The organism is Parvularcula sp. IMCC14364, from assembly GCF_030758415.1.
Taxonomy (GTDB): domain Bacteria; phylum Pseudomonadota; class Alphaproteobacteria; order Caulobacterales; family Parvularculaceae; genus Aquisalinus.
Window position 1 is genome coordinate 505,946 of the sequence record NZ_CP132334.1, and the last position, 26,206, is coordinate 532,151.

Here is a 26,206-nt window from a genome sequence, read left to right on the forward strand (position 1 = left end):
GACCATGGCAAAATACCAGTATATCTACTTCATGAACGGCCTGACCAAGGCTTATGGCGCGAAGAAAATCCTCGATAATGTGCATCTGCAATTCTATCCCGATGCCAAGATCGGCATTGTCGGGGTCAATGGTGCCGGTAAGTCGACGCTGCTGAAGATCATGGCAGGGGTTGATCAGGAGTTTTCCGGAGAGGCTTATGCGGCAGATGGGGCAAAAGTGGGCTACCTGCCACAGGAGCCGGAGCTGGATCCATCGAAAACCGTTTTTGAAAACGCGCTGGAAGGCGTTGGTGAGATCAAGGCCAAGATTGATGAGTTCAATCAGGTGTCGATGGAAATGGCCGAGAATTACTCCGATGAGCTGATGGAAAAAATGTCAGCGCTTCAGGAAGAGATTGATGCATTGGATGCTTGGGATATCGATTCCAAAGTAGAGATGGCCATGGATGCCCTGCGCTGCCCACCGGGCGATTGGCCGGTGGAAAAACTCTCCGGCGGGGAGAAGCGCCGTGTCGCGCTGGCGCGCCTGTTGCTGGCCAAGCCGGACCTGCTTTTGCTGGATGAGCCGACCAACCACCTTGATGCGGAAAGCGTCGCCTGGCTTGAAAACTATTTGCGCAATTTTCCTGGTGCTGTCGTGCTGGTCACCCATGACCGCTACTTCCTTGATAATGTTACCGGCTGGATTCTCGAACTCGATCGTGCACGCGGCATTCCGTATGAGGGCAATTATTCTTCCTGGTTGGAACAGAAGGCCAAAAGGTTGGGGCAGGAGCAGCGCGAGGAGCAGTCCCGTCAGCGCACCCTGTCAGCTGAGCTCGACTGGATCCGGTCCAGCCCAAAAGCCCGGCAGGCCAAATCCAAGGCCCGTATTCAGGCCTATGATGATCTTGCTAACAGGGCCGCCAAGGCAGAAATATCGACAGCCCAGATTCAGATTCCCCCCGGGCCGCGTCTCGGCGGCGTTGTGATCGAAGCTGAAAACCTGAAAAAAGGGTTCGAGGACAAGCTGTTGATCGGTGATCTGTCTTTCAAACTGCCGCCGGGCGGCATCGTTGGTGTAATCGGACCCAACGGCGCGGGTAAAACGACGCTGTTCAAAATGCTGACAGGGCAGGACACGCCGGATGAGGGCACCTTGCGGGTCGGCGATACGGTTTCACTGGGGTATATGGACCAGACCCGTGATGCGTTGGACCCGGCCAAAACCGTCTGGGAACAGATTTCCGATGGTCTCGACATTATCACGCTGGGTAAGGCGGAGCCGGGTACCAACCCGCGCGAAGTTGCCTCGCGCGCATATGTCTCCTGGTTCAACTTCAAAGGGGCGGACCAGCAGAAAAAAGTAGGTGACCTTTCCGGCGGTGAGCGGAACCGCGTTCAGCTGGCGATGATGCTGAAAGAGGGCGCAAACCTGCTGCTCCTTGACGAGCCAACCAACGACCTGGACGTAGATACACTGCGTGAGTTGGAAAATGCCCTGGATGATTTCCCCGGCTGCGCCGTTATCATCTCTCACGATCGCTGGTTCCTGGACCGTATTGCCACGCATATTCTCGCCTTTGAGGGTGACAGCCATGTGGAATGGTTTGAGGGTAATTTTGACGCCTATATCGAAGATAAGAAGCGCCGCCTTGGTCCGGATGCTGACATTCCCAAGCGCATTCAGTATCGCAAAATTGAGCGATAGCGATATTGCGTGGTGAGGACGCGAAGGATAATTTCACTTTGAAAAATAAAGTGAAAGCCGTTATTCTGCCTGCATTCAATTCTGGAGAGCGTGATGCGCGGTATTGTTTTGTTTTTTTGTTCACTGTCTCTTGTGGCCTGTCAGGATCCTGCGCCGCCACCGGTTGAGGGCACGGTAAAATACACCAATGCCCAGTGGTGGCTTGATGGCGACTTCGCGGCAGGTGAGCGCTGCGCGCAAGACGGCCTTTTGGTGGCTTGTCCGGCGGAACCATCCCTCACCATTGACCTGGAGGGGGGCTTCGTTATTCCCGGACTGGCCGAAGCGCATAATCATAACATTGACAATAATTTCGGCTTTACACGAATGAATCCGGAATATCTGAAACGTGGCATTTATTATGTGAAAAATCCGAACTCTGTGGCGTCAGACTATCAGTATGTCGAGGAAGACATTGCCCGCCCCCAGACGATTGATGCGATTTTCTCCATGGGTGGCGTCACCATTGCCGGTGGCCACCCGGAGAAGCTTTACGTCGAATTCCTCAGCCAGATGCCTGCCTATATGGGGCGTGACTTTGACAGCCTCAACAGCGATGCCTTCCATCTCATCGCCACGGAAGCCGATATCGCTCCCACGCTGGACTTGCTGCAGGAGCAGGGGGCACAATTTGTGAAAACCTATCTGCTGTTTTCGGAAGAATTTGAGAGGCGCAGGGATGATGAAGCATTTTACGGTGCCAAGGGTTTGTCACCGGCGCTGCACCTGGCGCTGACGCAGGCGGCCCAGGCGCGGGGCCTGAGGGTTTCCGCCCATGTGGAAACAGCCGCAGACTTTGCTGCTGCTGTTGCTTCCGGTGTTGATGAGATCAATCATCTGCCGGGCTATTTTGTGCGCGATGTGGCCACAACAGAAGAGGCAGAGGCGAAATATCTGATCCCGGAGGATATGGCGAATCTGGCCGCCGAGAAAAACATCGCTGTTGTGACAACCACAATTATCTCCACAAACTTCTATCAGGACAATCCGGAACAATTGGAGATGGTCAAGGCCATGCAGGTCAGGAACATCACCGCGCTCAAAGAGGCTGGTGTGTTTCTGGCGATTGGAAGCGACAATTACATGTCGACTGCCGCCGCCGAGGCGCAGCATCTTGTTGATATCGGCGCATTGGAGGCACACGAAGTGCTGGATTTCTGGATCAGGTCTGCCCGCCGTGTGATTTTCCCGGCGCGCAAAATCGACTGCCTGCAGCCAGGCTGTGAAGCAAGCTTCGTTGCCGTGTCAGAAGACCCCCGGTTGGCGCTGCCGTTGCCGGAGACCATCACTTACAGGCTGAAACAGGGGTATGAGTTGAACTGAGACGCGCCGCACAACTGCAGGCCAACCTTGACCATATAAAGAAATCTTTATATGTTTATATAGAAGTTGAGCGCTGCAAATTGGCATGTCTGAAACCAGTCTGGATCATACACTACGCATTTTTCGTGCGGTGGGTGAGGAAACCCGCCTGCGCATTATGGTGCTGCTTGCGCGCGGTGAACTGACCGTCACTGAGCTGACCCAGATTCTTGGCCAGAGCCAGCCACGTGTTTCCCGCCACATCAAGATCCTGGCAGAGGCTGGCGTTGTTGAGCGGTATCCCGAAGGGGCATGGGTTTTCTATCGCCTGCAGGACATGAAGCCCGAAATGGCCGTGCTTGAAAAATCACTGGCCCTGCTGAAGGCGTCGTCCGACCTGATCATTGCGCGGGACCGCGAGCGGCTGGAACAGGTGCGCCGTGCGCGCGCTGAGCTTGCCGCCAGCTACTTTCAGGAAAGCGCCGCCGAATGGGACAGTCTGCGCCGCCTGCATTTGCCGGAGTCAGATGTCGAGCAGGCCATGCGCAACATGCTGGGGCAGGCACCTGTTGGCCAGTTTGTCGATCTCGGCACTGGCACGGGGCGTATGCTGATTGTCTTCCGTGAAATTTATGAACAGGGCGTCGGGTTTGATCTGTCGCGCGAAATGCTTGCCGTTGCCCGCGCACGCCTTGAAGAGGCCGGTGTTGCACATGCCCGCATTCGCCAGAGTGATCTGTTCTCTCTGCCGCTGGAAGCAGGCACGGCAGATATTGTCTGTATTCATCAGGTGCTGCACTTCCTATCGGACCCCGCGACCGCGATCAGCAGTGCAAAAGCCCTGCTGAAGCCCGGCGGTCGTATGCTGGTGGCGGATTTTGCCTCGCATGAGCTGGAATTCCTGCGTGAAAACCATGCCCATCGTCGTCTCGGCTTTTCTGATGCTGAAGTGCAAGGCTGGGCGCAAGGATGCGGCCTCGATCTGGTGCGCACACAAACCCTCGCACCCGGCAAGAGCGAGAAAGGTAAGCTGACAGTGAAATTATGGCTTCTCTCGCTGACGCAGGATGTCAAAACGAAGTCCCGTAGAAAGTCTGAAGTCAATGCCTGAACAGTCACCCCTCAAAGTCAGTTTCGAGTTTTTCCCCCCGAAATCCGAGAAGATGCAGACCCAACTTTGGAATGCCGTCGAGCGGTTGGCACCGTTGAATCCGGATTTTGTTTCCGTCACATATGGTGCAGGCGGATCGACACGAGAACGCACGCATGACACAGTGCGTCGCATCATCAATAATACAAAACTGCACACGGCGGCCCATCTCACCTGTGTCGAGGCAACGCGGGACCAGGTGAACAGTGTGCTGGAAGACTACTGGGCAGCTGGTGTGCGTCATATTGTGGCATTGCGGGGTGATCCGCCAGATGGTGTCGGCGGTACTTTTGTCCAGACCGAAAACGGCTATCTAAACGCAGCAGACTTGGCAAAGGGTGCGCGCGACCTTCATGCTTTTGAGGTCACCGTCGGCTGTTACCCTGAAAAGCATCCTGAAAGCCCGGATTTTCAGCTGGATATCGAGCTTCTCAAACAGAAGGTTGATGCTGGTGCGACCCGCGCGATCACGCAGTTTTTCTATGATAATGATGTCTATTTCCGGTTTCTGGAGAAAGTGCGTGCGGCGGGGATCAACATCCCAGTTGTGCCCGGCATCATGCCTGTCCTGAATTTCACATCCTTGCAGAAAATGGCACGCATGTGCGGCACTACGATCCCCGCCAAATTGCTGCGAATGTTTGAAAACCTTGATGATGATCCTGACACACGGCAGATGGTGGCAGCCACCATCGCTGCTGAGCAGTGTCTGGACCTTGCCGATCAGGGGATCAGTCATTTTCATTTCTATACCCTGAACAGGGCAGAAATGTCTTTTGCCCTGTGCCACATGCTTGGTGTGCGTCCCAATCCGGGGTCACAGGAAGCAGCGGCATAATGATCGAAGATGGGGAAGAGCAACTGGCGCCAGGCCAGCGCATTCTGGACAGTGCGCGCTTTCAAGAGGTTCTGTCTGTTGCTGTGCATCATATGCGCCAGCCACCGGTAGACACCGCTCATGATGAAGCGCATCTGCAGCGGGTCATCTCGGCAGCTTTGGAAATCGGTATTGCCGAAAAAGCTGACCTCGACATCCTGTTGGCTGCGGCGGCTCTGCATGACGTGATCAATGTTCCGAAAAACCACCCTGACCGGGCACAGGCAAGTGCCCAGGCAGCAGAAGCTGCGCGGCCAATCCTGATGGCGGCGGGGTATGCGAACGAACAGCTCATTCACATCGCGCAGGCTATTCTGGAACACAGTTTTTCTGCCGGCCACGAGCCCTCTTCACTGGAGTCTGCCATCCTGCAGGATGCTGACCGTCTTGACAGCATCGGTGCCATCGGCGTTGCCCGCACAGCCGCGACGGCTGCACGCATGGGTAGCTCTTTTTACTGTGCAGCGGATTTCACCGGCAGGGATCGCGACATCGATGACACGCGCTTCATGGTCGATCACTTTTATCGCAAGCTGCTGTTACTGGCAGACCGCATGAACACGCAAACTGCGAAACAGATGGCGCAAAAGCGTGGCCGTTTTCTCAAAGCCTATCTTGAACAGCTCGAAGATGAGCTGCCCCGATTTCACATAGAAACAGATATCTCATGATTACACCTACTTTCATCAATATCGGTGAGCGGACAAACGTCACCGGTTCGGCGAAATTTCGCAAACTGATACAGGCGGATGACTATGAAGCAGCTCTGGCTGTAGCTCGCCAGCAGGTTGAAAATGGCGCGCAGATCATTGATGTGAACATGGATGAAGGTATGCTGGATGGTGTTCAGGCGATGACCACGTTTTTGCGGCTCATTGCCTCAGAGCCCGATATTTGCCGTGTGCCGATCATGATTGACTCATCCAAATGGGAAGTCATTGAAGCTGGACTCAAAAATGTTCAGGGCAAGGCGGTTGTCAATTCCATTTCCCTGAAAGAAGGTGAAGCCGCCTTTATCGAGCAGGCCCAGAAGGTGCGCCGTTATGGGGCGGCGACGGTTGTCATGGCGTTTGATGAGAACGGGCAGGCAGATACAGCAGATCGGAAAGTGGAAATCTGTACCCGGTCTTACCGTATCCTGACAGAGCAGGTTGGCTTCCCGCCACAGGACATTATTTTTGACCCGAACATCTTTGCGGTCGCCACCGGCATCGAAGAACATAACAATTATGCGGTTGATTTCATCGAAGCCACGCGACGCATTCGTGAGACACTGCCACATGCGCATGTTTCTGGCGGCGTCTCGAACATTTCCTTCTCATTTCGCGGCAATGATCGGGTGCGCGAGGCGATGCACTCGGTATTTCTCTATCATGCGATCAAGGCGGGCATGGGCATGGGCATTGTGAATGCCGGGCAGCTTGCGATCTATGACGAGATCCCCGCAGAACTGCGCGATCCGGTAGAGGACGTTATCCTCAACCGCCGCGACGATGCGACCGAGCGTTTGCTGGAAGTCGCGGAGCGCTATCGCGGCGCGGGCGGCCGCAAACAGCAGGAAGACCTGTCCTGGCGTGAGGCCGATGTGGAGAAACGCCTGCAACACGCGCTGGTCAAAGGTATTACACAGTATATTGACGAAGATACTGAGGAGGCACGACAGAAACTCGGGCGGCCGCTTTATGTGATTGAAGGTCCATTGATGGATGGTATGAACATTGTCGGTGACCTGTTCGGAGACGGCAAGATGTTCCTGCCACAGGTGGTGAAATCTGCCCGTGTGATGAAAAAGGCAGTGGCCTATCTCACGCCCTTTATGGAAAAGGAAAAAGAAGAACAGGGGCTTGAGCAGCAAAAAGCTGATGGCAAAGTGCTGATGGCCACGGTCAAGGGGGATGTTCATGATATTGGCAAGAATATCGTTGGCGTTGTTCTTCAGTGTAACAATTACGAAGTGATTGACCTCGGCGTCATGGTCTCGAAAGACAAAATTCTGGCCGAAGCAGAAGCCCATGACGTGGACGTGATCGGCCTTTCCGGTCTGATTACGCCAAGCCTTGAAGAGATGCAGCATGTGGCCACAGAGATGACCCGGCGGGGCATGGACAAGCCGCTGCTGATAGGCGGGGCAACAACATCCCGCACCCACACGGCCGTCAAGATTGCGCCAAAATATGACCATGGCGTCATCTATGTGCAGGATGCTAGCCGGGCTGTGGGGGTGGTCAGCACCCTGATCTCGCAAGAGCGTCGGGGCGCCTATCTGTCCGATACAAAAACTGACTATGACAAGGTGCGGGAGAACTACGAAGCCAAACAGAAGAAGCAGGACCGAGCGCCTCTCGCGACGGCAAGAGCAAATGCCACGCCGATTGACTGGAGCGCTTATCAGCCGCCCAAGCCGTCATTTACGGGTACACGGAACTTCCGGGATTATGAGCTTGAGACTCTGGTTGACTATATTGACTGGACACCGTTTTTTGCCTCCTGGGACCTGCACGGCCGTTATCCGGCCATCCTTGAGGACAAGGTCGTGGGGGAGGCTGCCACCAGTCTCTTCCGGGATGCACAGGAAATGCTCTCCCGCATTGTCGAAGAAAAATGGTTCACTGCGCACGGAGTTGTTGGCTTCTGGCCGGCACAATCGGTCGGCGATGATATTCATCTCTATGAGGACGAGAACTGCGAGCGCAAAATCAGCAGTTTTCATGGTCTGCGCCAGCAAATGATGAAGCGGTCCGGACAGCCCAATTACTGTCTGTCAGACTTCATCGCCCCGCAGGGCTCTGGCCTGACTGATTATATTGGCGCATTCGCGGTCACCGCCGGGCATGGCGAGAACGAAGCCGCGGACAGGTTTGACCGGGAAGGGGACAATTATTCCGCGATCATGGCCAAGGCATTGGCTGACCGCTTTGCGGAGGCGTTTGCCGAACATCTGCACATGCGCGTGCGGCGCGAGCTCTGGGGCTATGCAGCGGATGAGACCCTCGATACGCGGGCGCTGATCGAGGAGCGCTATCAGGGCATCCGGCCGGCACCGGGCTATCCTGCCCAGCCCGATCATACCGAAAAAGAGACCCTGTTTTCGTTGCTTGAGGCGACCCGGAATACCGGCATGACTCTCACGGAGAGTTTTGCCATGCAGCCGGGAGCCTCTGTTTCAGGCCTGTATTTCAGTCACCCAGAGTCCGTTTATTTTGGTGTTGGTAAGATATCGCGCGATCAGGTGGCTGATTATGCTGCGCGTAAGGGCATGGACCTTGAAGCGGTTGAACGCTGGCTCGCGCCGATCCTGGGTTACTGATGTTCGCCCACAGCTGCGTCAGACACCGCCGGTCAGAAGTACTGCGCAAAGCATAAATAAAGCGCCAAAAATGGCACCACCCAGCAGAATACCGAATTCTGAAATCATCCCCGAACCCTCAGCCCAAAATGTCCGATAAGACGCAACACTTGCGCCTAGTTTAGATCAGTAAAAACTGGCGGTGTGAATACGTTACAATATCCATCAAGCGCATGGGTTGCGCCTTAGCTACGGTAAGCTGTTGTAATAATTTGTTGAAAAAAAAGTCACAAAACTGTGGAAAAGCGCATGTCTGATGCCAAAAGCCTTGAACGATTATGCTCGAGGTTGTCACTTCACAAACAAAAGCCTTGAGAATGTTTCACTGGCCCTGTGATACTGCGATGGCTAAAGGACACGCATGACTTTATGGGAACGCATACAGGCACTGCTGGAAGCAGCAAGGGAGCAGACGCTCGGCGCGGTCATGGAAGCCATGCGCGCGCGCAAGTTCAGGCGCGATGCGGCGGCCTTTTCGATTGCCCTGATCGCTCTTTCCGCGAAAATGGCCAAGGCAGATGGCATTGTCACGGATGACGAGATCGAGGCCTTCGGGGACTTTTTCACATACCCGCCGGAGGAGGCCAGCAAGGTCCGCATGATCTACCAACTGGCACAGGAAGATGTGTCCGGCTTTGATCTTTATGCGCGACAGGTCGGCGATCTTTTCCGGGATGAGGCGTTGGTGCTGGAAGACGTGCTCGACTGTCTGTTTCACATCGCCCTGGCTGATGGCATTCTGCACCCCAAAGAGCTGGAACTTCTGCGCGAAGCCTATGCCGCCTTTGACCTGACTCCGACAGCCTGGCGCCGCGTCAAGGCTTCCCATACCGGCCTTGAGAAAGAAGACCCCTATGCGGTTCTGGATGTGCCCGTTGAGATCTCCGAAGAGGATCTGAAAAAGGCTTATCGCACGTTGGTCAAGGAGCATCACCCGGACAAGATCATCGCGCGCGGGGTGCCCGAAAACCTGATCAAGATTTCCGAACGCCGCATGGCCGCAATCAATGAGGCCTATGAGAAAATACTCGCCGAGCGGGCCCAGGGTTGATTTCAGGGCTGATTTCAGCGCTGGCTTCAGGCGCCAATATCCCTTGCGCAGCGTTAATGCGAAGATATTGCGGTAATACTGGATTGTTGGTGCATAATTTGCTTTAATTGCAGGATCATGAGTTACACACACGTCCAGAAGCGAAATGAGTCGTCCCGGTCACTGGTGCGCAAGGCCGCCAGTGGTATCGCTGACATTTTCCTGTTCATCATCATTCTTGCTTTTACGGGTGTAACCGTGATTGCCGTCGCAATCGCCGCGCCCCTCGCGCTTGGCATTTCCGCGATCATCGGCAGCCGCCGCGCGGAAAAGTCGGGCTGGCAACCTGCGAAGGCGACCTGAACGTCGCATTTGCGCCTTTGTCCAGTGCAGGATAATCTCCAGCGAAGTCTAATCAGCATAATCTTAAGTCTGTGCGTGTCAGGGGGCAACGTCATGTCTTTGCGTGAACTTGGCCTTCTGTTCCTTATGGCCCTGATCTGGGGCGGGCATTTCTCAATCATCAAGGTGACCACAGGCGGCGTGGTCGACCCGGTGTTCTATGCAGCCATACGCATGACCATTGTTGCGCTGTTGCTGGCCCCGCTGCTGCGCATCCATAAAGGCCAGATGCGTTATATCCTGCTGGCGGGTGTCTGCCTTGGCGGCCTGAATTATGCCTTCATGTTTTCCGGCATTTACTATTCCAATGCATCTGTCTCCGCTATCACCATGGAACTGGTGGCACCGTTCACAATGATCCTGTCCGTGATCTTTCTGAAAGAGCGCGTCGGCCTGTTGAGGGTGCTCAGCTTCGCCTTCGCCTTCACCGGGATCATTATCATTATCACGGCCCGGCAGACTGATGGCATGGGACCGTCCCCTCTGCTGGGCAGTCTGTTGTTGATCAGCGCAGCCTGTATAGAAGCCTTCGGGGCCATCTCGATCAAGAAAGTGCGCGGCATCAAGCCGTTCCAGCTCCTTGCCTGGTTTGCCCTGGTCGGCAGTTGCGTTTTATGGACCGGCACGCTGGTTTTTGAAACAGACCAGCTCGCCGTATTTCGAGAGCGGGATATCTGGCCGTTCATATTGGCTCTGGTCTATTCTGTTGTCCTCGCCTCACTGGTCGGGCAGGCCACATATTACTGGCTGCTATCAAGGCTGCCAGCCAATCTTGTCGCCTGTTCCACGCTCCTCGTGGCCTTTCTGGCGGTGATTTTCGGGGTCGTCTTCCTGTCAGAGCCACTTTCCTGGCAACTTTTTGTCGGTGGTATCGTGACGTTAACAGGCACCGGTGTCATATTGCTGCGCGCTGGCAACAAGACAAAAGCAGCATCGCAAGGCATACCCGGTACAGGGAAGACAAAATGACAGATCTACTGGCAGTCACGGACCATCCGTCCCCCAATCATGATGACCGGCCTGCCGGCATCGACATGATCGTCCTGCATTATACAGGTATGGAAACCGGCAGCGCAGCGCTGGCCCGTCTGTGTGATCCGGCAGCAAAAGTCAGTGCCCATTATCTTGTCGAGGAGGATGGCCGCATATTCCGGCTGGTGCCGGAAGAAAAACGCGCCTGGCACGCGGGTGTCTCTCACTGGCAGGGTCAGGACGGCGTCAATGATACATCGATTGGTATTGAGATTGCGCATCCCGGTCACGAATGGGGGTACCGCCCGTTTGCACAAAGCCAGATTGACAGCGTCCTTCACTTGGTACAGGAAATCTGTATGCGGAATGATGTCAGCCCGTTGCGCGTCATTGGCCATTCCGATGTGGCGCCGGAGCGAAAGGAAGACCCCGGAGAATTATTCCCGTGGTTATTGCTGGCAGAGCAGGGGCTCGCGATTGCGCCTGTCCTGCCGGAACAACTCGATACAGCGCCAGCCCCGGCATATGAAACCTGCCTCACGATGCTGCGTGAGATCGGCTATCAACTGGAGGGCGTCAAACATGCCGCGCCTGTGCTGGCTTTCCAGCGACGCTTTTTCCCCTCAGCGCTGGGCAGGGGCTTGGATGGCCCGACGCGAAAAGCCATCAGCACCGTGCACAAAGTGTTTACGAACACTTAAACGGATCACTCAAAAAACCACACCAGTCCGCACCGGAAATTAAGCTCGTTGATTTACCTTAATGCCTGTTGTTGAAGTAAACACAGGATCGGTCAAATGCGGTTCACTCAGATTATTTGCGGCGTTGCAGCGATTGCCCTGACAGGGTGTACGGGTATCAGCAAGATGCCCGGTGTCAAACAGGCTGGCTTCCAGTCTTCGATTTCCCAGCCTGACCTGCAGGCATGGGAACATGTGACCACGCGCATAGAGCCGCCGGCAACCTGTTTTGTTGATGAACAGCAGACGGGTAAACCTGTTCGCTATCATCGTGGTTCCATCATAGATCAGCCAAGGCTGGTGCGCCGCGAAGCGCAGAAAGTTCCAGCGCAGCCGGTTGGCGGGCGCAATTTCTATTGCGCAGCTTTTCACTACGCGGTGGATGAACGGGGCCGTGTGAAGGACATCATTACACTGTATAATTCACATCCGGGTATAGGCGGCGTCAATTTTGCGCGTCAGGCAGAGCGTACCCTGAAGGAATGGCAGTATGAGCCAGGCATGGTTGACAAGGCACCAGCCAAATATACTGGCCTGACAACTGTCTTCTATTACGGTTTCGAGGGGTAAGAGGACCGCTGGGGTAAAAGCGGGGCTCGTGTGGGGAACCTGCCGGTGCTGAGGGGTACCGGCAGGTTTTTTTTAGGTGCAGGACACCCAGCCTTCGTCCGGCTTTTCTGTGTTTCAGATTCTCAGCTTATTGCCGCCATGGTGCGCAGGCATATCTCCTGCCGTTGAGAATTTCGCCGATGCGACCATTCCGGACAAAAAGCTGATAGGTCACCAGGCAGATAAAAAGAGTACCTGAGCATACCAGCAGAAACTTGATCTCGGCGGCCACGGCCCAGTCATGCAGTAACAGGGCAATCACCACTGTCGGGATGGAATGAAAAATGAAAATCCAGTAGGCACTGTCAGAGAAGTACCTGACCCACGGGCTGTAAGTCTGGAAATGCCTGCTGAAAAGACCAACAAAAGCCAGCATATACAGCCCGATGGAAAAGCCTGTCGCGAGAGACAAAAGGCCATGCAGGATAGCATACGCCGCCCCTCCCGGTTCCCCTTTGATCAGGAAAAAAATCAGGGCCGTTACAAAAAAGACGGTCGCAAGGATCATGCCTGCTTTCCAGCGACCCGCCAGGGACTGCAACTTGTCGATATGCCTATAGAGAGCCAGCCGAGCAGGAAGCAAAGGCCGAAATAAAAATAAACTTTCACGTCCGGGACGAAACTCAAATCTGCGCTGATGCGTCCGGCCGGGCTTAAGCTGCCTATAGCTGCCAGACCAAGGCAGACATAAAGGACAATGGCGCCAAAGCCGGCCCATCGTAATTGCGCCATTACGCTCAGGCCACGGCGTAAAAAATCTGGCAATGCGCCCCAGACTCCCAGCAATATCCACGCTGTCGCGACATGAAACATCAGGTAATAGAGAAACCACAGATTGTGGGTATTATCCCAGAATATGCGCGTATCTTCGATCAGGTTCAGGTCAAACCCGAATTCTCCGGTGACCATCACATGTTGCGCGATGATCCGCAGGATTGTCATGATACCGGCGAGAGCGGGGAGAAATAAAAAGAATGGCACGGCAATTCGCCGGAACCGGTTCTTGATCATGTAGCGCTGTCCGCGGCGATCCAGCAGCAAGGCTGTAAAAAAACCGGACAGCAGGTAGAAAACCGGCATTCTGAAAGTATTGATCCATATAAGGAGTGCATCCATGGAGGGTGACCGGGCCGTATCCCAGTAATAATCCATGATCGGCATGGTCAGATACATCTGCGCCGCGTGAAGAACGATACCGAGGCTCATCATCAAAGAGCGCAGAAAATCAAGGCCATGCAGCCGGGTCTGTGGTGCTGTCATGGCATAATCTGTAAGCCATCCTGTCGCACAAGTAACCGCCAAGCAGGTATCAAGGTGGATAATTCTTCGTCCGGCGCTAGCAAGAACACTATACGTTTGAACCCAGAACCCCCTTAAGCGTCATGCCGTAGCGCTGCCACGCTAATAGTGACATGACAATACGCTCTTATGATCGTCCCTCTGAACAAGCATTTTTATGCAATGCGCAGGTTCGGGATGATAGATCTCTAAACCTGGGAAGGTTGAAAAATCTCAAAAAAACTTATGTGCCCCCTTTGGTCATGGCCTATTATTCTTTGCAGGCCCGCTCATGAGAGGGTAAGAGAGATCAGTAGATAATCAACTGGATTGGTTGCCGTCAGAAAGCGGGTTGTTCTCAGTTTAATTATCTTACAAGGCGGACAGGACGCTTTCCGCTCCCCTCTCATCCATCATCCGGGCGTCAAGCTGGGGTAAGGCATCTGTGTTCTGCCATACAATAGCGCCAGCCATATAGACTTTGACCCATCCTGCGGGGCACTTATAAGTGCCGGAAAAGGAGAGACGAGAATGGCGGAAAACAGTTTTGACCTTGTGGTAATCGGCTCTGGTCCCGGCGGCTATGTCGCGGCGATCCGCGCGGCCCAGCTGGGTATGAAGACCGCTATTGTCGAGAGGGACGCCCTGGGCGGTGTCTGCCTCAACTGGGGCTGCATCCCGACCAAGGCATTACTGCGCACTTCGGAAGTCTACACCAACATGAAACATGCGGAGGCGTTCGGCCTGAAGGCCGAGAATATCGGTTTCGATATTGAGGCTGTGGTCAAGCGCTCGCGCCAGGTGGCAGGCAAGCTCTCTGGCGGCATCGGTTTCCTGATGAAAAAGCACAAGATTACAGTGCTGGAGGGGGAGGGGCGTCTGAAGGCGGGCAGCAAGGGGGCAACGCCCACTGTCATCATCAAGGGCAAGGAAGGTGAAAAAACTGTCAGTGCCAGTCATATCATTCTGGCCACCGGCGCACGGGCACGCACAATCCCGGCCATTGGCCTGGAGCCGGATGGCAAGTTCATCTGGACGGCGAAGGAAGCCATGGTGCCGGATGAGATGCCCAAATCGCTGCTGGTCATTGGCTCCGGCGCGATCGGGATTGAATTTGCCAGCTTCTATAATGCGCTGGGCGCAGAGGTCACTGTTGTCGAGATGCTCGACCGGGTGCTGCCGGTGGAAGACAGGGAGATTTCTGATTTTGCCGGTAAGTCCTTCAAAAAACAGGGCATGAAGATCCTGACCGGCTCGACGGTAGAAGGTTTCGAAAAGGGCGCGAAGACAGTCAAGGCGAAGGTTAAAGGCAAGGACGGCAAGGTCACAGAAGTCGAAGCTGAACGCGTCGTGCTGGCAATCGGTATAGTCGGCAATACGGAAAATCTTGGCCTGGAAGAAGTGGGCGTGAAAGTGGACCGCGGCCATGTCGTCATCAATGAGTGGATGGAAACCGGCGTTAACGGCGTCTACGCCATCGGCGATGTCTGCGGCCCGCCATGGCTGGCTCACAAGGCCTCCCATGAGGGCGTCATCTGTGTCGAAAAAATTGCTGGCCTCGATAATGTGCATCCGCTGGAGACCTCGCTTATTCCCGGTTGCACTTATTGCCAGCCGCAGGTTGCGTCGGTTGGCCTGACGGAAGAAAAGGCAAAGGAAGCAGGTTACAAGGTCAAGGTCGGCAGGTTCCCGTTTCAGGGCAATGGCAAGGCAATCGCCTTGGGGGAGCCGGAGGGACTGGTCAAAACAGTCTTTGACGAAAAGACCGGCGAACTTCTGGGCGCGCACATGGTCGGGGCGGAAGTCACGGAGCTGATTCAGGGGTTTGGCATCGCCAAAACGCTTGAAGCGACCGAGGAAGACCTGTTCCACACCGTCTTCCCGCATCCGACCCTGTCAGAAATGATGCATGAAAGCGTGCTCGATGCCTATGACAAGGTGATACATACCTGATGTCAGCGACTTTGTTCGTCGGACCGATGTGGTTTTGACTGCATTGCTCCATGGACATGGGCACATACAGTACTTAAATGACGGTCAGCCAATAAAACCCGAGATGAGGAGACACAAATGGCAGAATTTAACGGTTCATGGAACATCGAGATCAACACGCCAATGGGCAAGCAGGAAGGTGTGCTTGTTCTGAACCAGAGCGGCGGCGACCTGTCTGGCAGCATGGCCCAGGGCGGCGACAGCACAGACATTGAAAATGGTTCTGTTGCCGACGATCAGGCTTCTTGGGACGTCAAAGTTTCCAAGCCAATGCCACTGACGCTGGGTTTCACCGCGCATCTGGATGGCGACAATATCGGCGGCAAGGTCAAGCTGGGCGCCTTTGGCGAAGCTGACTTCAGCGGCACACCTGCATAAGCAGTTATACAGTCTGTATGACTGGAAAGAGCCGGTTTCAGCCGGCTCTTTTTCTTTGCCTTTTACGCGCCGCAGTCACGCTTTTTTAACGATGTCCCTTAACGCCGCGCATACGCTTGTGTGGCATATATGGCGGATACAGCCATGGGGTTCAAAATAAATGCTGACTGTTGCGGAAGTTGATTTGCCGGTTTCACTGCAGAAACGCCTGCGGGAAGAGGCAAACTTTGCCGAGACATTTGCGCAATATACGCGCGAAAACCTGATCGGCTTCCGCCGGCCACTAGCGCTGGCCGCGGCGATTATCGGCCCTGTGCTGTTTGCTTTTGTCTATCACGTTGCCGGGTTTCTGACCCTCCTTGAAGTGGCTGTCTCTTTCTCCGTCTCGGCTACCATGTTTGTGCTGGGCGGCTGGTATGTAAATCGCCGCCGTATCCGGGACATGTATGTGCGCCAGACCAGAGCCCGCAAGGATGCGAAAGTCGATCTCAAGGCGGGCACGGGTGAAGCGGTCAATCTGAGCATGAAGAATCAGCCCGTGTTTTACGAGCACGAGCACGGCGTCATCTGCCTTGCCGATGCAGGTGAGGGTAAAACGGTCTATTTTGATGTGGACAGTCTGGAAGAAGATCCGCGCTGGTATCTCTATATCAACGGCGACATGCACCGGGTAAACTGGTCATGGATTCGCCTGAAAGGCTCAGGCGCCGTGGCAGAATTTGCAGCTTCCGGCCAGCGCCTCGCCCGTATTGGCGACACACCTTACGTTGAAGCACCCGATGCCTGGGAGGCAATTTCCGTCGCCTTGAGCGAGCCGCAGGATGGTGACATCGTGGACAGGCCTCTTGAAGGCGTAAAAGAGACAATATCGCGCCTTTTATGACGCGGGGTACTACCAAATCAGGCAGGTGATTGCTAAATCCCTGCTATGGTAACATTATTGGACAGTCAGAAGCCGAAGCTCCGGCATCCTGAAAAACAAAAAAATCCCGACACGCCGCTCTTGCGCAAGCCGGACTGGATACGCGTCAAGGCACCAGTCTCAAAAGGCTATCAGCAGACCCGGGAAATAGTCCGGTCAAAAAACCTTGTCACCGTCTGTGAGGAAGCAGCCTGTCCGAATATCGGTGAGTGCTGGGATAAAAAACACGCCACCATGATGATTATGGGCGACACCTGCACACGGGCTTGCGCCTTCTGCAATGTCAAGACAGGTCTGCCCGCAGCGCTGGACCAGATGGAGCCTGAAAATGTCGGGCGTGCCGTGGCCGAGATGGGACTACGGCATGTGGTTATTACATCAGTAGACCGGGATGATCTGGAAGATGGTGGGGCTGATCATTTCGTTCAGGTTATTCAAGAAATCCGGGACCGTGCGCCCGGTACTACCATTGAAATTCTCACACCGGACTTCCTGCGCAAACCGGGGGCGGCCGAAAAAGTAATCGATGCCCGGCCCGATGTCTTCAATCATAATCTTGAAACCGTGCCGCGGCTTTATCTAAATATCCGTCCGGGTGCGCGGTATTATCATTCTCTGCGCCTGCTTGAGAAGGTGAAAGAGCGTGATCCGTCACAGTTTACCAAATCCGGTATCATGGTCGGGCTTGGCGAAAGCCGCGAGGAAGTGATGCAGGTCATGGACGACATGCGCTCTGCGGGCATTGATTTCATTACCATTGGCCAGTACCTCCAGCCCACGCGTAAACATGCCCCGGTAGACAGGTTTGTCACGCCGGATGAGTTCAAATCCTATGAAACGCTCGCACGTGCAAAGGGCTTCCTCATGGTTTCGGCCAGCCCGCTCACCCGGTCTTCCTATCATGCGGATGCGGACTTTGCGCGGCTGAAAGAAGCCAGAGCAGGGTAGAAGTTCAGTGCCGGTACATCAGGAAACACGAGAAGTGCCTTATACAGCCCGTCAGATGTTTGATCTGGTTGCTGATATTGAGCGGTATCCTGATTTTATTCCCTGGTGTCAGGCTCTGCGTGTGCGCGATGACAAGCGCGTTGAGGGTGTCGGTGAAATCACGGCAGACATGGTTGTGCGCTACAAACTGTTCCTCGAACAGTTTCGCAGTCTTGTCTTTGTTGATCCGAGAAGCCTTCATGTCTCTGCGGACTATCTGCAGGGGCCAATCAAGAAACTGCACAATCGCTGGAAGTTTCAGGACCTGCCGGCAGGAGGCAGTACGATAGATTTCTATATCGATTTTGAATTTCGTAACAGGTTGCTGCAACGCATCGCAGAGGAAGTATTCGACCGGGCATTCGTGAAAATGTCAGATGCCTTTATCAACCGCGCTCATGCGATTTACCCTGCACCTGATCAATAGCACCCAGCAGCATTTTCAGGGCTTCTTCTACTGTTCGCAGGCGGATATTTTCGCGACCTGATTCGCGAAAGACTATCCTCTGATGATTAACGGTGAGGGCGGCGTCTGGAAATCTGGTTGCAAGACCAAAATAGACCAGTCCGACCGGTTTTTCGGCTGTGCCACCGCCGGGTCCGGCAATGCCGGTGACGGAAACGGCCAGATGGCACCGGGCGTCAGTTGCATTAAGTGCACCTGTCGCCATGGCCTCGGCAACTGGTGCGCTGACAGCGCCGACGTCCATCAGCATCTCCCACGGAACGCCAAGCATGTCGCGCTTTGCTTCATTGGCATATGTGACAAAGCCGCCATCATAAACAGAAGAAGCCCCCGCAACGGAGGTCAGTGTGCCTCCAATCAGGCCGCCAGTGCAGGATTCTGCTGTGGTGACTTTCAGTCCCTGTGCAGCAGCTGCCGCGACCAGCCGTGTGGCAAGCCCTGTACTGATCAGGTTTGTCATGTGTCAGTCTCCGCGGGTAATCTGACAGTTGCTGTTGCCAGTGCGCTGATGCCTTCTTCACGGCCTGTAAAGCCCAGCTTCTCGGTTGTTGTTGCCTTGACGGAGACACGCTGCACATCACAGCGCAATATCTCCGCAAGCCTTGCACGCATTGCCTCCCGGTGCGGATTGACCTTCGGTTTTTCGCAGATGATGGTGATGTCACAATGCGTGATCAAGCCGTTTTTATCAGACGCAAGGTCGCGGGCCTTCTCAAGGAATACATTTGAAGGCGCACCTTTCCATTGCGGCTCGGAAGGGGGGAAGTGAAAGCCAATATCCCCTTCGCAGATTGCTCCCAATATGGCGTCAGTCAGGGCGTGCATGGCCACATCCGCGTCAGAATGGCCTTTCAGTTTACGGTCATGGGGGATGGAGACACCGCATAAAGTGACGCTATCGCCGTCTTCAAACCGGTGCACGTCGAATCCCTGGCCCGTGCGAAATTCAAAATTGTCCGATATACGCATATAGCTCTCTGCAAGGTCAAAATCTTCCGGGTGTGTAATCTTTATATTCTGCACATGGCCTTTACTCACGGCGACAGGCCGTCCGTCCTGCTCAAACAACGCAGCGTCATCAGTCAGTTCCAGGGCCGCATATTTTTGATGCAGGGCAAGGATTTCGCTAAAGCGGAATCCTTGCGGTGTTTGGGCCTGCCAGATGCTCTCGCGATTAACTGTGTCTTCGATCAGACCACTATCAGCATTTACTTTCTTCAGTGTGCTGGTCTCAGGCACAGCTGAAATGACCGCATCATGTTCTTGCAGGCTTGCCAGAACATCGCGGATCACCTGTGCGTTGGCAAAGGGCCGCGCGGCGTCATGGACAAGCACATTCGAGATGTTCAATTCCGCCAGTGCTGCCAATGCCGCCAGTCCATTGTGCACGGATTGCTGACGTGTCGCACCACCGGTTACAGGGGGCAGCAGGCGACTGTCCGTGATCCCGTTCACTGCTTTCCGGTACTCATTTTCCATGCCGTCGGCAATAACGGTGATAATCAGATTGACCTCCGGACAGTCCAGAAAGGCCTTGAGCGTATGATGGATGACAGGTTTGCCTGCCAGCAGCTGATACTGCTTGGGCAGCTCAGCCCATTCCGGCTGGCGTGCGCGGGCTCCAACGCCGCCAGCGACGATGATTGCGGCGACCTGATCATCAGCCCCTTCCATAATCCATCCCATCCCGTTATCTGTGGGGCTGAGAAATACGCACAGTTTCAATCATGGTCCAGATAGATACCATCACTTTACGCAATAACGTCCTGCTGGCCCCCATGTCCGGCATCTCGGATCTGCCGTTTCGGCGCACGGTCTGGCAGTTGGGTGCAGGCATGGTGGTGTCTGAGATGGTTGCGAGTGAGGAACTTGCCCGCAGCAGGCCCGATGTTGTGCTGCGCGCAAGCCAGGATAATGAGATCAGACCGGCTGTCGTGCAGTTGGCAGGCAGAGAAGCCAGATGGATGGCGGAAGGTGCGCGCATCTGTGAGGCGTCCGGTGCGGATATCATCGACATCAACATGGGCTGTCCGGCACGCAAAGTGACAGGTGCTCTGTCAGGCTCTGCCTTGATGCGGAATCCCGATCATGCTCTGGAACTGATTGAAGCGACAGTCAGGGCTGTGACTGTCCCTGTGACATTGAAAATGCGCCTTGGCTGGGATCATTCCATGCTCAATGCGCCGGAGATTGCCCGCCGGGCGGAAGCTGTCGGGGTGAAAATGATTACCGTGCACGGGCGAACCCGTCAGCAGTTTTATAAAGGCACCGCTGACTGGGCGGCGGTGCGGGCTACCGTTGAGGCGGTGGCCGTGCCGGTCATCGTTAATGGTGATATTTGCAATTCCGATGATGCACGCACAGCATTGGCGCAATCAGGTGCAAGTGGCGTGATGATTGGCCGTGCCGCTGAGGGCCAGCCATGGCTGCCGGGCAATATTGCCGCAGATCTGCGCGGTGCGCCGCGTCAGAGGCTGACCCTGTCAGATAAAGCTGACATCGCGATTGCCCACTACAAGGAGACCGTCGCCTTGTACGAGGATAATCACCAGGCCGGACAGGAGATGGGCAGATCGCTTGGCATCCGCATGGCGAGAAAACACCTTGCGGCTTATGTGGATCGGCTGGATCGGGAGCTGGACCCGGTTATACGCAAGCAGTTGAAGGCGCGTATCTGTCAGATGGTTGATACAGACAGGGTAGAAGAATGCCTGAATATGCTCTTTTTGGGAGATGGCACTCAGCTGTCAGCTCTGGCTGCTTGAGGCCAACGCGCATCCGGACCCTATGCCGGGTTGTCACAGCTCACTGGCTTGCTGCATATTCGTTGCGCTTATTACGCAACACAGCTGTTGATAATTTGCAACAACTGAGGCAATCTTCAAAGTCCTGATTACAGCGCAGGTGACAGGCGTAAAAGTGACTGCATCCTTATCCAGAGACCCCGCTACTGCCGGGAATAAATCCGTGGCCCGCCCGCGTGCGCCCTGGGTTGTCGCGACAGCGCTCATTCTGCTCGCGCTCGCCGTCTTTGGGATGACATCCTATTTTTTTCTGACATTCATTGATGGGGCACCTGCCTATATCGCCATCCTGTTCGCGATTGCGGTTCTGTTTGTGGCAATTCTCAGCGTTGTGGTGCTTGGGCGATTGTGGCAGGTCTGGCGCAACCGGCGTGTGGGCACCGCAGGGTCGATCATGCATTTCCGGCTTGTGGGCATCCTCTCGGCTATTGCGATTGTGCCAACGGTTATCGCGTTCTTCTTCTCGGCTTTTATCCTTCAGGCATTTTCTGACGAATTTTTTGTTGAACGCCTGTCAGAAGCCAACTCGGCAGCTGTGGGTCTGGCAAATACCTATTTTGAAAAAAATTCTGAAGAAATGGGCACCAATCTTGTGCGTGTTGCTTTTGATCTGAATGTTCTGGAACAGAGCGGACGGGGCCTCGCGGATAATCCGATTGGCTTCCGCCAGTACCTGTTCGGGCAGGCATTGATCCGTGACTGGGCCGCTATCTATCTTCTGGATGGCGACAGAAAAATTCTGGCCCGGGTCGTGACCGTGCCTGGCGTCATTTATCAGCTGCCAGCTCTGGAGACATTCAACACGATTGATGAAGGATCGGCGGATGTGGCTTCAAGATTCAACTACGACACCCAGAACCGGAGCAGTCTGGATGTGTTTCGCGGCACGCTGAAAATTCGTGACTATGATGGCGGCTACCTGATTGCTTATAAAGGTGAACTGCCAGCGATGAGTGCCGGCCTGCTGACTGTCCGTGAATTCCGCGATAATAACGAGATTTTCAAAAGCAGGCTCGATAACCTGCTGAGCGCTTTTACCACAGGTTACGGGTTGCTGGGACTGATCATTCTTTTGCTGGCAGTCTGGACGGGTTTGTTGATTGCCACGGCCATAGTCTCACCTATAGGCAGGCTGGCGGCTGCCGCTGAGACGATCTCTGCCGGTGATCTGGCAACGCGCGTGGAAGTGGCACAAGGTGATGGCGAGCTGCAAGATCTCGGCCGGACCTTCAACCACATGGCCGGGCAATTACAGACCCAGCGTGATGACCTGATCTCTTCCAACAAACAGTCAGATGGTCGCCGTCGTTTCATCGAAGCTGTATTATCAGGCGTTTCAGCGGGTGTTCTCGGTGTCTCCGAGGAGGGCAAGATAACTGCTGCCAACCGTACAGCAGCCGATTTCCTTGGTGTACAGATTACGCGTATGACGGGCATGATGCTCTCCGACATTTCCGAAGACCTGCATGGCCTGTTCAGGCAGGCAAAGGAAGAGTCTGGCAAGGAGGCTGGAGCGCAGCTTGAATTGACCCGAAATGGTCAGGAGCGCATTCTGAATGTCCGGGTGAGTGCGGACAAAAGTGATGATACAATCAACTACGTCATCACTTTCGATGATATTTCCGAGCTTGTTTCAGCGCAACGAAATGCCGCATGGGGAGATGTTGCAAGGCGGATTGCCCATGAAATCAAGAATCCGTTGACGCCGATCCAGCTTTCTGCGGAGCGGTTGAAGCGCAAATATGGCGATGAGATTGTTTCCAACAGGGAAGTCTTTGATAGATGTACGGATACTATTATCAGGCATGTGAACGATATAGGCCGTATGGTGAATGAATTTTCATCCTTTGCCCGAATGCCTGAGGCGGTGATGGCACGTGAAAGTCTCCGGGAAGTTGTGAAAAGCGCCGTCTTCCCGTTCCAGGTCGCCCATCCCGATATTGAATTCAGCACACATTTTCCTGATGAAGACCTCACCGCATATTGTGACGGTCGTCTCATGGTGCAGGCCTGTACAAACCTGATCAAGAACGCCTCGGAATCTATTGAGGAAAAGAAGGCCAGAAGCACCGAAGAATTTTCCGGCAAACTTCAGATCAGTGTTTTTGAAAAGTCCGGTAACGCCGTTATTGAAGTGGTCGATAACGGTATCGGCCTGCCAGATACGGTGCGCCACAAGCTCACTGAACCCTACATGACGACGCGTGAAAAAGGAACTGGCCTTGGTCTTGCAATCGTCCGCAAGGTGATTGAGGAACATGAAGGTACAATAAAGCTGAAAGACAGCGCCATACTTGGTGATACGGGTGCGTCGGTCAGCCTTTCCTTTCCACTCAAGAAAGCCGCCGCGCCGAAAACCGGTTCTGAAAAACAATCCAAATCCCCCGCCAGAGAGGCAGTTTAATGGCAGTTGACGTATTAGTTGTTGATGATGAAATGGATATCCGGGAACTGATTTCCGGCATACTTGAGGATGAAGGGTTTGCGCCGCGTACCGCTGCAAACAGTGATGATGTATTCGCCGCGATCAGTGAACGCCTGCCATCACTTGTTGTTCTGGATATCTGGCTACAGGGCAGCAAGCTGGATGGTCTTGAGATATTATCAGAACTCAAGTCGCTGCATCCAATGCTGCCTGTGCTGATTATTTCAGGTCATGGTAATGTGGAAACTGCAGTAGCTGCGATAAAGAAAGGTGCTTACGACTTTATCGAGAAGCCGTTTAATGCTGACAAGTTGCTCCTCGCTGTGTCTCGTGCGCTGGAGACGGCAAAGTTGCGGCGGGAGAATACTGAGCTGCGCAGCCGCTCAACGGATCTGGGGCTTGTGGGCAGCTCCACTCTGGTCACACAGTTGCGCTCATTGATCCAGCGCGTAGCAGATGCGCGCTCGCGGGTGCTTGTGTTCGGGCCGGACGGGTCCGGCAAGGAAACCATCGCCCGAACAATTCATAACCAGTCGAAGCGCGCCGAGATGCCTTTTGTTGTGGCCAGTTCGGCGACCATCGCACCCGACAAGATGGAGGAAGCTCTTTTCGGGATAGAGGGCGCAGATGGGCGGCCACAAAAGATCGGATTGATGGAAGAGGCTCATGGCGGCACACTTCTGTTCGATGAAATTGGCGACATGCCGCTTGAAACCCAGAGCAAGATATTGCGTGTACTGGTGGATCAGCGTTTTACGCGGGTTGGGGGCAGCAAGCCTGTGGAAGTTGATGTGCGGATTGTATCAACAACTGCAAAAGACTTGCTGGAGGAGGCGGAAAAGGGACTCTTCCGTTCCGATCTCTATCATCGTCTTAATGTTGTGTCGATTGCTGCACCATCTCTGGCCGCTCACCGCGAGGATATTCCTGAGCTTGCGGCCTATTTCATTGATAGTGTTTCGAAACAGGGTGGCTTGCAAAAACGTACAATCGCCACAGAGGCGCTGGCTGCGTTACAGGCCTATCACTGGCCGGGAAATGTCCGGCAGTTACGCAACGTGCTCGAGCGCACATTGATTCTGATGGGCCGTGATCCCGAGCCAGAGATAACAATCGATAAATTACCGGTTGATATTGTCAGTGCCGGGCCTGCGTTGCCGAGCAGCGACAATCTTGAACAGATCATCACGCTGCCTTTGCGGGAAGCGCGTGAGAAGTTCGAGCGCGAATACCTGCTTGCCCAAATCAACCGGTTTGGTGGTAACATCTCACGCACCGCGAATTTCATCTGCATGGAACGCTCCGCGCTGCACCGTAAATTGAAAGCACTTGGCATTACGCCGCATGTCAGACCAGAGACTGATTTCGCGAACTAGGCCCGTCCCGGGTCAGGCGAAAGCAGCAAGAGAGAACAGAGGCTTTTATGCGTGTTATTATCTGTGGTGCTGGCCGCGTCGGATACGGGATCGCGGCGAGACTGGCCCAGGAGAAATTTGACGTCACGGTGATTGACCAGAAGAAAGAACTGGTCCGCGGCGTGACCGAGCGCATAGATGTGCGCGGTATTGTCGGCAATGGTTCTTACCCTGATATCCTTGCATCTGCCGGTGCGCGCGAAGCGGATATGATGATTGCTGTCACCCACTCGGATGAAGTCAACATTGTTGCCGCCCAGATCGCCCATTCTGTCTTCGATGTGCCCACAAAGATCGCCCGTATCCGGGCGCAAAGCTATCTCGACACAAAATATGCGGATATTTTCAGTCGCGCCCACATTCCTATAGATGTAATTATCTCGCCCGAACAGGAAGTGGCCGAAGCGGTTCTGCAGAAGCTGAGTACGCCAGGCGCTTTTGAAATCAAGGCATTCGCGGATGGCCTGGTCTGGGCCGTCGGCGTGCGCATGGCAGATGACTGCCCGGTGCTGAACACACCACTCAAGCATGTGGCTGAGTTGTTCCCGGAGCTGGAAATCACCATTGTCGGGATACAAAGAAACGATACGCTTTTCCGTCCCCATGCAGATGACCAGTTGGAGGCAGGGGACAATATCTATTTTGTCGCAGACCGGCACAAGGTGGAGCGCGCACTCCAGATTCTGGGGGACTCCACGTTGAAGGCGCGCCGTGTCATTCTTGTGGGGGGTGGCAATATCGGTCTGCATGTGGCGCGCTCTCTGGAAACACTTGGGTCGATGAAAATCCGTATGATTGAAGCTGATCCGGAGCGGGCCAGTTATGCGGCTGAACAGCTTGAGCGCACTGTCGTGCTACAGGGAGATGGCCTTGACAGTGAGATACTGAAGGAAGCGGGGGTCGCAGACGCTGAAACGGTTGTGACACTGACAAATAATGACCAGATAAACCTCCTCAGTGCCGTGATCGCCAAGAGAGAAGGCGCAAGGCGCGCCATGTCGCTGGTGAACGAGCCTGATTATGCTTCGCTCACACGTGCGGTTGGTATTGATCGATATGTTGATCCGCGTGCCACCACCATTTCCACGATCCTGCAGCATGTCAGGCGCGGGCGCATTAAGGGCGTTTTCTCCCTGCTGGACGGGCAGGCCGAACTTATTGATGCTGTCGCGCTGGACACATCAACCCTTGTCGGGGAGCCGTTGAAGAAAGTATCCCTGCCATCAGGCGTGGTGATTGGCGCGCTGGTGCGAGCAGGCAAGGTATTGCTGCCAAATGCCGAGACCATCGTTAATGCGGGTGATCGGGTTGTGCTGCTTGCGTTGCGTGAGAACGTCAAGGATGTGGAACAGATGTTCCGTGTCAGTCTGGAATATTTTTAA

General features: G+C 54.5%; 23 protein-coding genes and 1 pseudogene. 20 read left to right on the plus strand and 4 right to left on the minus strand.

Features of this window, described 5'->3' with window-relative positions; translation table 11 throughout:
- The first annotated feature begins 4 nt into the window (after positions 1-4).
- From ettA to RAL90_RS02525, 11 genes and pseudogenes are all read left to right on the plus strand, one after another.
- Complete coding sequence (ettA, locus tag RAL90_RS02475; RefSeq protein WP_306252952.1) at positions 5-1,690, plus strand: energy-dependent translational throttle protein EttA; 1,686 nt, start codon at positions 5-7, stop codon at positions 1,688-1,690.
- Positions 1,691-1,783: 93 nt separating this feature from the next.
- Positions 1,784-3,052: a hypothetical protein gene (locus RAL90_RS02480; protein WP_306252953.1), complete on the plus strand. Its 1,269-nt coding sequence runs from the start codon at positions 1,784-1,786 to the stop codon at positions 3,050-3,052.
- Between the two features lie 85 nt (positions 3,053-3,137).
- Positions 3,138-4,142: a metalloregulator ArsR/SmtB family transcription factor gene (locus RAL90_RS02485; protein ID WP_306252954.1), complete on the plus strand. Its 1,005-nt coding sequence runs from the start codon at positions 3,138-3,140 to the stop codon at positions 4,140-4,142.
- On the plus strand, positions 4,135-5,019 hold the full coding sequence (gene metF, locus RAL90_RS02490; protein ID WP_306252955.1) for a methylenetetrahydrofolate reductase [NAD(P)H]: 885 nt from the start codon (positions 4,135-4,137) through the stop codon (positions 5,017-5,019). Before RAL90_RS02485 ends, metF begins: the two co-directional genes overlap by 8 nt.
- Positions 5,019-5,729, plus strand: coding sequence for an HD domain-containing protein (locus tag RAL90_RS02495; protein ID WP_306252956.1), 711 nt, complete (start codon positions 5,019-5,021; stop codon positions 5,727-5,729). The genes metF and RAL90_RS02495 overlap by 1 nt, the downstream gene beginning before the upstream one ends.
- An 11-nt stretch (positions 5,730-5,740) precedes the next feature.
- A pseudogene (metH, locus tag RAL90_RS02500) lies at positions 5,741-8,365 on the plus strand (methionine synthase); the annotation flags it as partial.
- Positions 8,366-8,765: 400 nt separating this feature from the next.
- Complete coding sequence (locus tag RAL90_RS02505) at positions 8,766-9,455, plus strand: molecular chaperone DjiA (RefSeq protein WP_306252958.1); 690 nt, start codon at positions 8,766-8,768, stop codon at positions 9,453-9,455.
- Between the two features lie 117 nt (positions 9,456-9,572).
- Positions 9,573-9,797, plus strand: a complete 225-nt coding sequence (locus RAL90_RS02510) for a hypothetical protein (protein ID WP_306252959.1) — start codon at positions 9,573-9,575, stop codon at positions 9,795-9,797.
- 93 nt (positions 9,798-9,890) lie between these two features.
- Entirely contained in the window at positions 9,891-10,805 is a 915-nt protein-coding gene (locus RAL90_RS02515) for a DMT family transporter (protein WP_306252960.1), read from the plus strand.
- A complete protein-coding gene (locus RAL90_RS02520; protein ID WP_306252961.1) occupies positions 10,802-11,509 on the plus strand; it encodes an N-acetylmuramoyl-L-alanine amidase in 708 nt (235 codons plus the stop codon). Before RAL90_RS02515 ends, RAL90_RS02520 begins: the two co-directional genes overlap by 4 nt.
- 96 nt (positions 11,510-11,605) lie before the next feature.
- Positions 11,606-12,118 (plus strand): hypothetical protein, encoded by a 513-nt coding sequence (locus RAL90_RS02525; RefSeq protein WP_306252962.1) that lies wholly within the window; start codon positions 11,606-11,608, stop codon positions 12,116-12,118.
- Between the two features lie 127 nt (positions 12,119-12,245).
- On the opposite strand, the gene RAL90_RS02530 is transcribed toward RAL90_RS02525, so the two are convergent.
- Together RAL90_RS02530 and RAL90_RS02535 are read right to left on the minus strand one after the other, a co-directional pair.
- Positions 12,246-12,665, minus strand: a complete 420-nt coding sequence (locus tag RAL90_RS02530; protein WP_306252963.1) for a hypothetical protein — start codon at positions 12,663-12,665, stop codon at positions 12,246-12,248.
- Positions 12,662-13,417, minus strand: a complete 756-nt coding sequence (locus RAL90_RS02535) for an acyltransferase family protein (RefSeq protein ID WP_306252964.1) — start codon at positions 13,415-13,417, stop codon at positions 12,662-12,664. Before RAL90_RS02535 ends, RAL90_RS02530 begins: the two co-directional genes overlap by 4 nt.
- 549 nt (positions 13,418-13,966) lie before the next feature.
- On the opposite strand from RAL90_RS02535, the gene lpdA reads away from it, so the two are divergent.
- The 5 genes from lpdA to RAL90_RS02560 all read left to right on the plus strand — a co-directional run bounded on the left by lpdA (position 13,967) and on the right by RAL90_RS02560 (position 18,141).
- Complete coding sequence (lpdA, locus tag RAL90_RS02540) at positions 13,967-15,388, plus strand: dihydrolipoyl dehydrogenase (protein ID WP_306252965.1); 1,422 nt, start codon at positions 13,967-13,969, stop codon at positions 15,386-15,388.
- Positions 15,389-15,505: 117 nt separating this feature from the next.
- Entirely contained in the window at positions 15,506-15,805 is a 300-nt protein-coding gene (locus RAL90_RS02545; RefSeq protein WP_306252966.1) for a hypothetical protein, read from the plus strand.
- 160 nt (positions 15,806-15,965) lie between these two features.
- Positions 15,966-16,688, plus strand: coding sequence for a hypothetical protein (locus RAL90_RS02550; RefSeq protein WP_306252967.1), 723 nt, complete (start codon positions 15,966-15,968; stop codon positions 16,686-16,688).
- A 45-nt stretch (positions 16,689-16,733) separates the two neighbouring features.
- A complete protein-coding gene (gene lipA / locus RAL90_RS02555; protein ID WP_306252968.1) occupies positions 16,734-17,675 on the plus strand; it encodes a lipoyl synthase in 942 nt (313 codons plus the stop codon).
- 7 nt (positions 17,676-17,682) lie between these two features.
- The gene (locus tag RAL90_RS02560; protein WP_372340397.1) at positions 17,683-18,141 is read left to right on the plus strand and encodes a type II toxin-antitoxin system RatA family toxin; all 459 of its coding nucleotides are present in this window, start codon (positions 17,683-17,685) and stop codon (positions 18,139-18,141) included.
- On the opposite strand, the gene RAL90_RS02565 is transcribed toward RAL90_RS02560, so the two are convergent.
- Both RAL90_RS02565 and RAL90_RS02570 read right to left on the minus strand, forming a co-directional pair.
- Positions 18,101-18,640, minus strand: a complete 540-nt coding sequence (locus RAL90_RS02565; RefSeq protein ID WP_306252970.1) for a CinA family protein — start codon at positions 18,638-18,640, stop codon at positions 18,101-18,103. The genes RAL90_RS02560 and RAL90_RS02565 overlap by 41 nt on opposite strands.
- A complete protein-coding gene (locus RAL90_RS02570) occupies positions 18,637-19,866 on the minus strand; it encodes a bifunctional 2-C-methyl-D-erythritol 4-phosphate cytidylyltransferase/2-C-methyl-D-erythritol 2,4-cyclodiphosphate synthase (protein WP_306252971.1) in 1,230 nt (409 codons plus the stop codon). Before RAL90_RS02570 ends, RAL90_RS02565 begins: the two co-directional genes overlap by 4 nt.
- Positions 19,867-19,907: 41 nt before the next feature.
- On the opposite strand from RAL90_RS02570, the gene dusB reads away from it, so the two are divergent.
- The 4 genes from dusB (at position 19,908) to trkA (ending at position 26,206) form a co-directional block, all read left to right on the plus strand.
- Entirely contained in the window at positions 19,908-20,945 is a 1,038-nt protein-coding gene (dusB, locus tag RAL90_RS02575) for a tRNA dihydrouridine synthase DusB (RefSeq protein WP_306252972.1), read from the plus strand.
- A 202-nt stretch (positions 20,946-21,147) separates the two neighbouring features.
- On the plus strand, positions 21,148-23,388 hold the full coding sequence (locus tag RAL90_RS02580) for a PAS domain-containing sensor histidine kinase (protein ID WP_306252973.1): 2,241 nt from the start codon (positions 21,148-21,150) through the stop codon (positions 23,386-23,388).
- A complete protein-coding gene (locus tag RAL90_RS02585; RefSeq protein WP_306252974.1) occupies positions 23,388-24,785 on the plus strand; it encodes a sigma-54 dependent transcriptional regulator in 1,398 nt (465 codons plus the stop codon). The genes RAL90_RS02580 and RAL90_RS02585 overlap by 1 nt, the downstream gene beginning before the upstream one ends.
- 47 nt (positions 24,786-24,832) lie before the next feature.
- On the plus strand, positions 24,833-26,206 hold the full coding sequence (gene trkA / locus RAL90_RS02590) for a Trk system potassium transporter TrkA (RefSeq protein ID WP_306252975.1): 1,374 nt from the start codon (positions 24,833-24,835) through the stop codon (positions 26,204-26,206).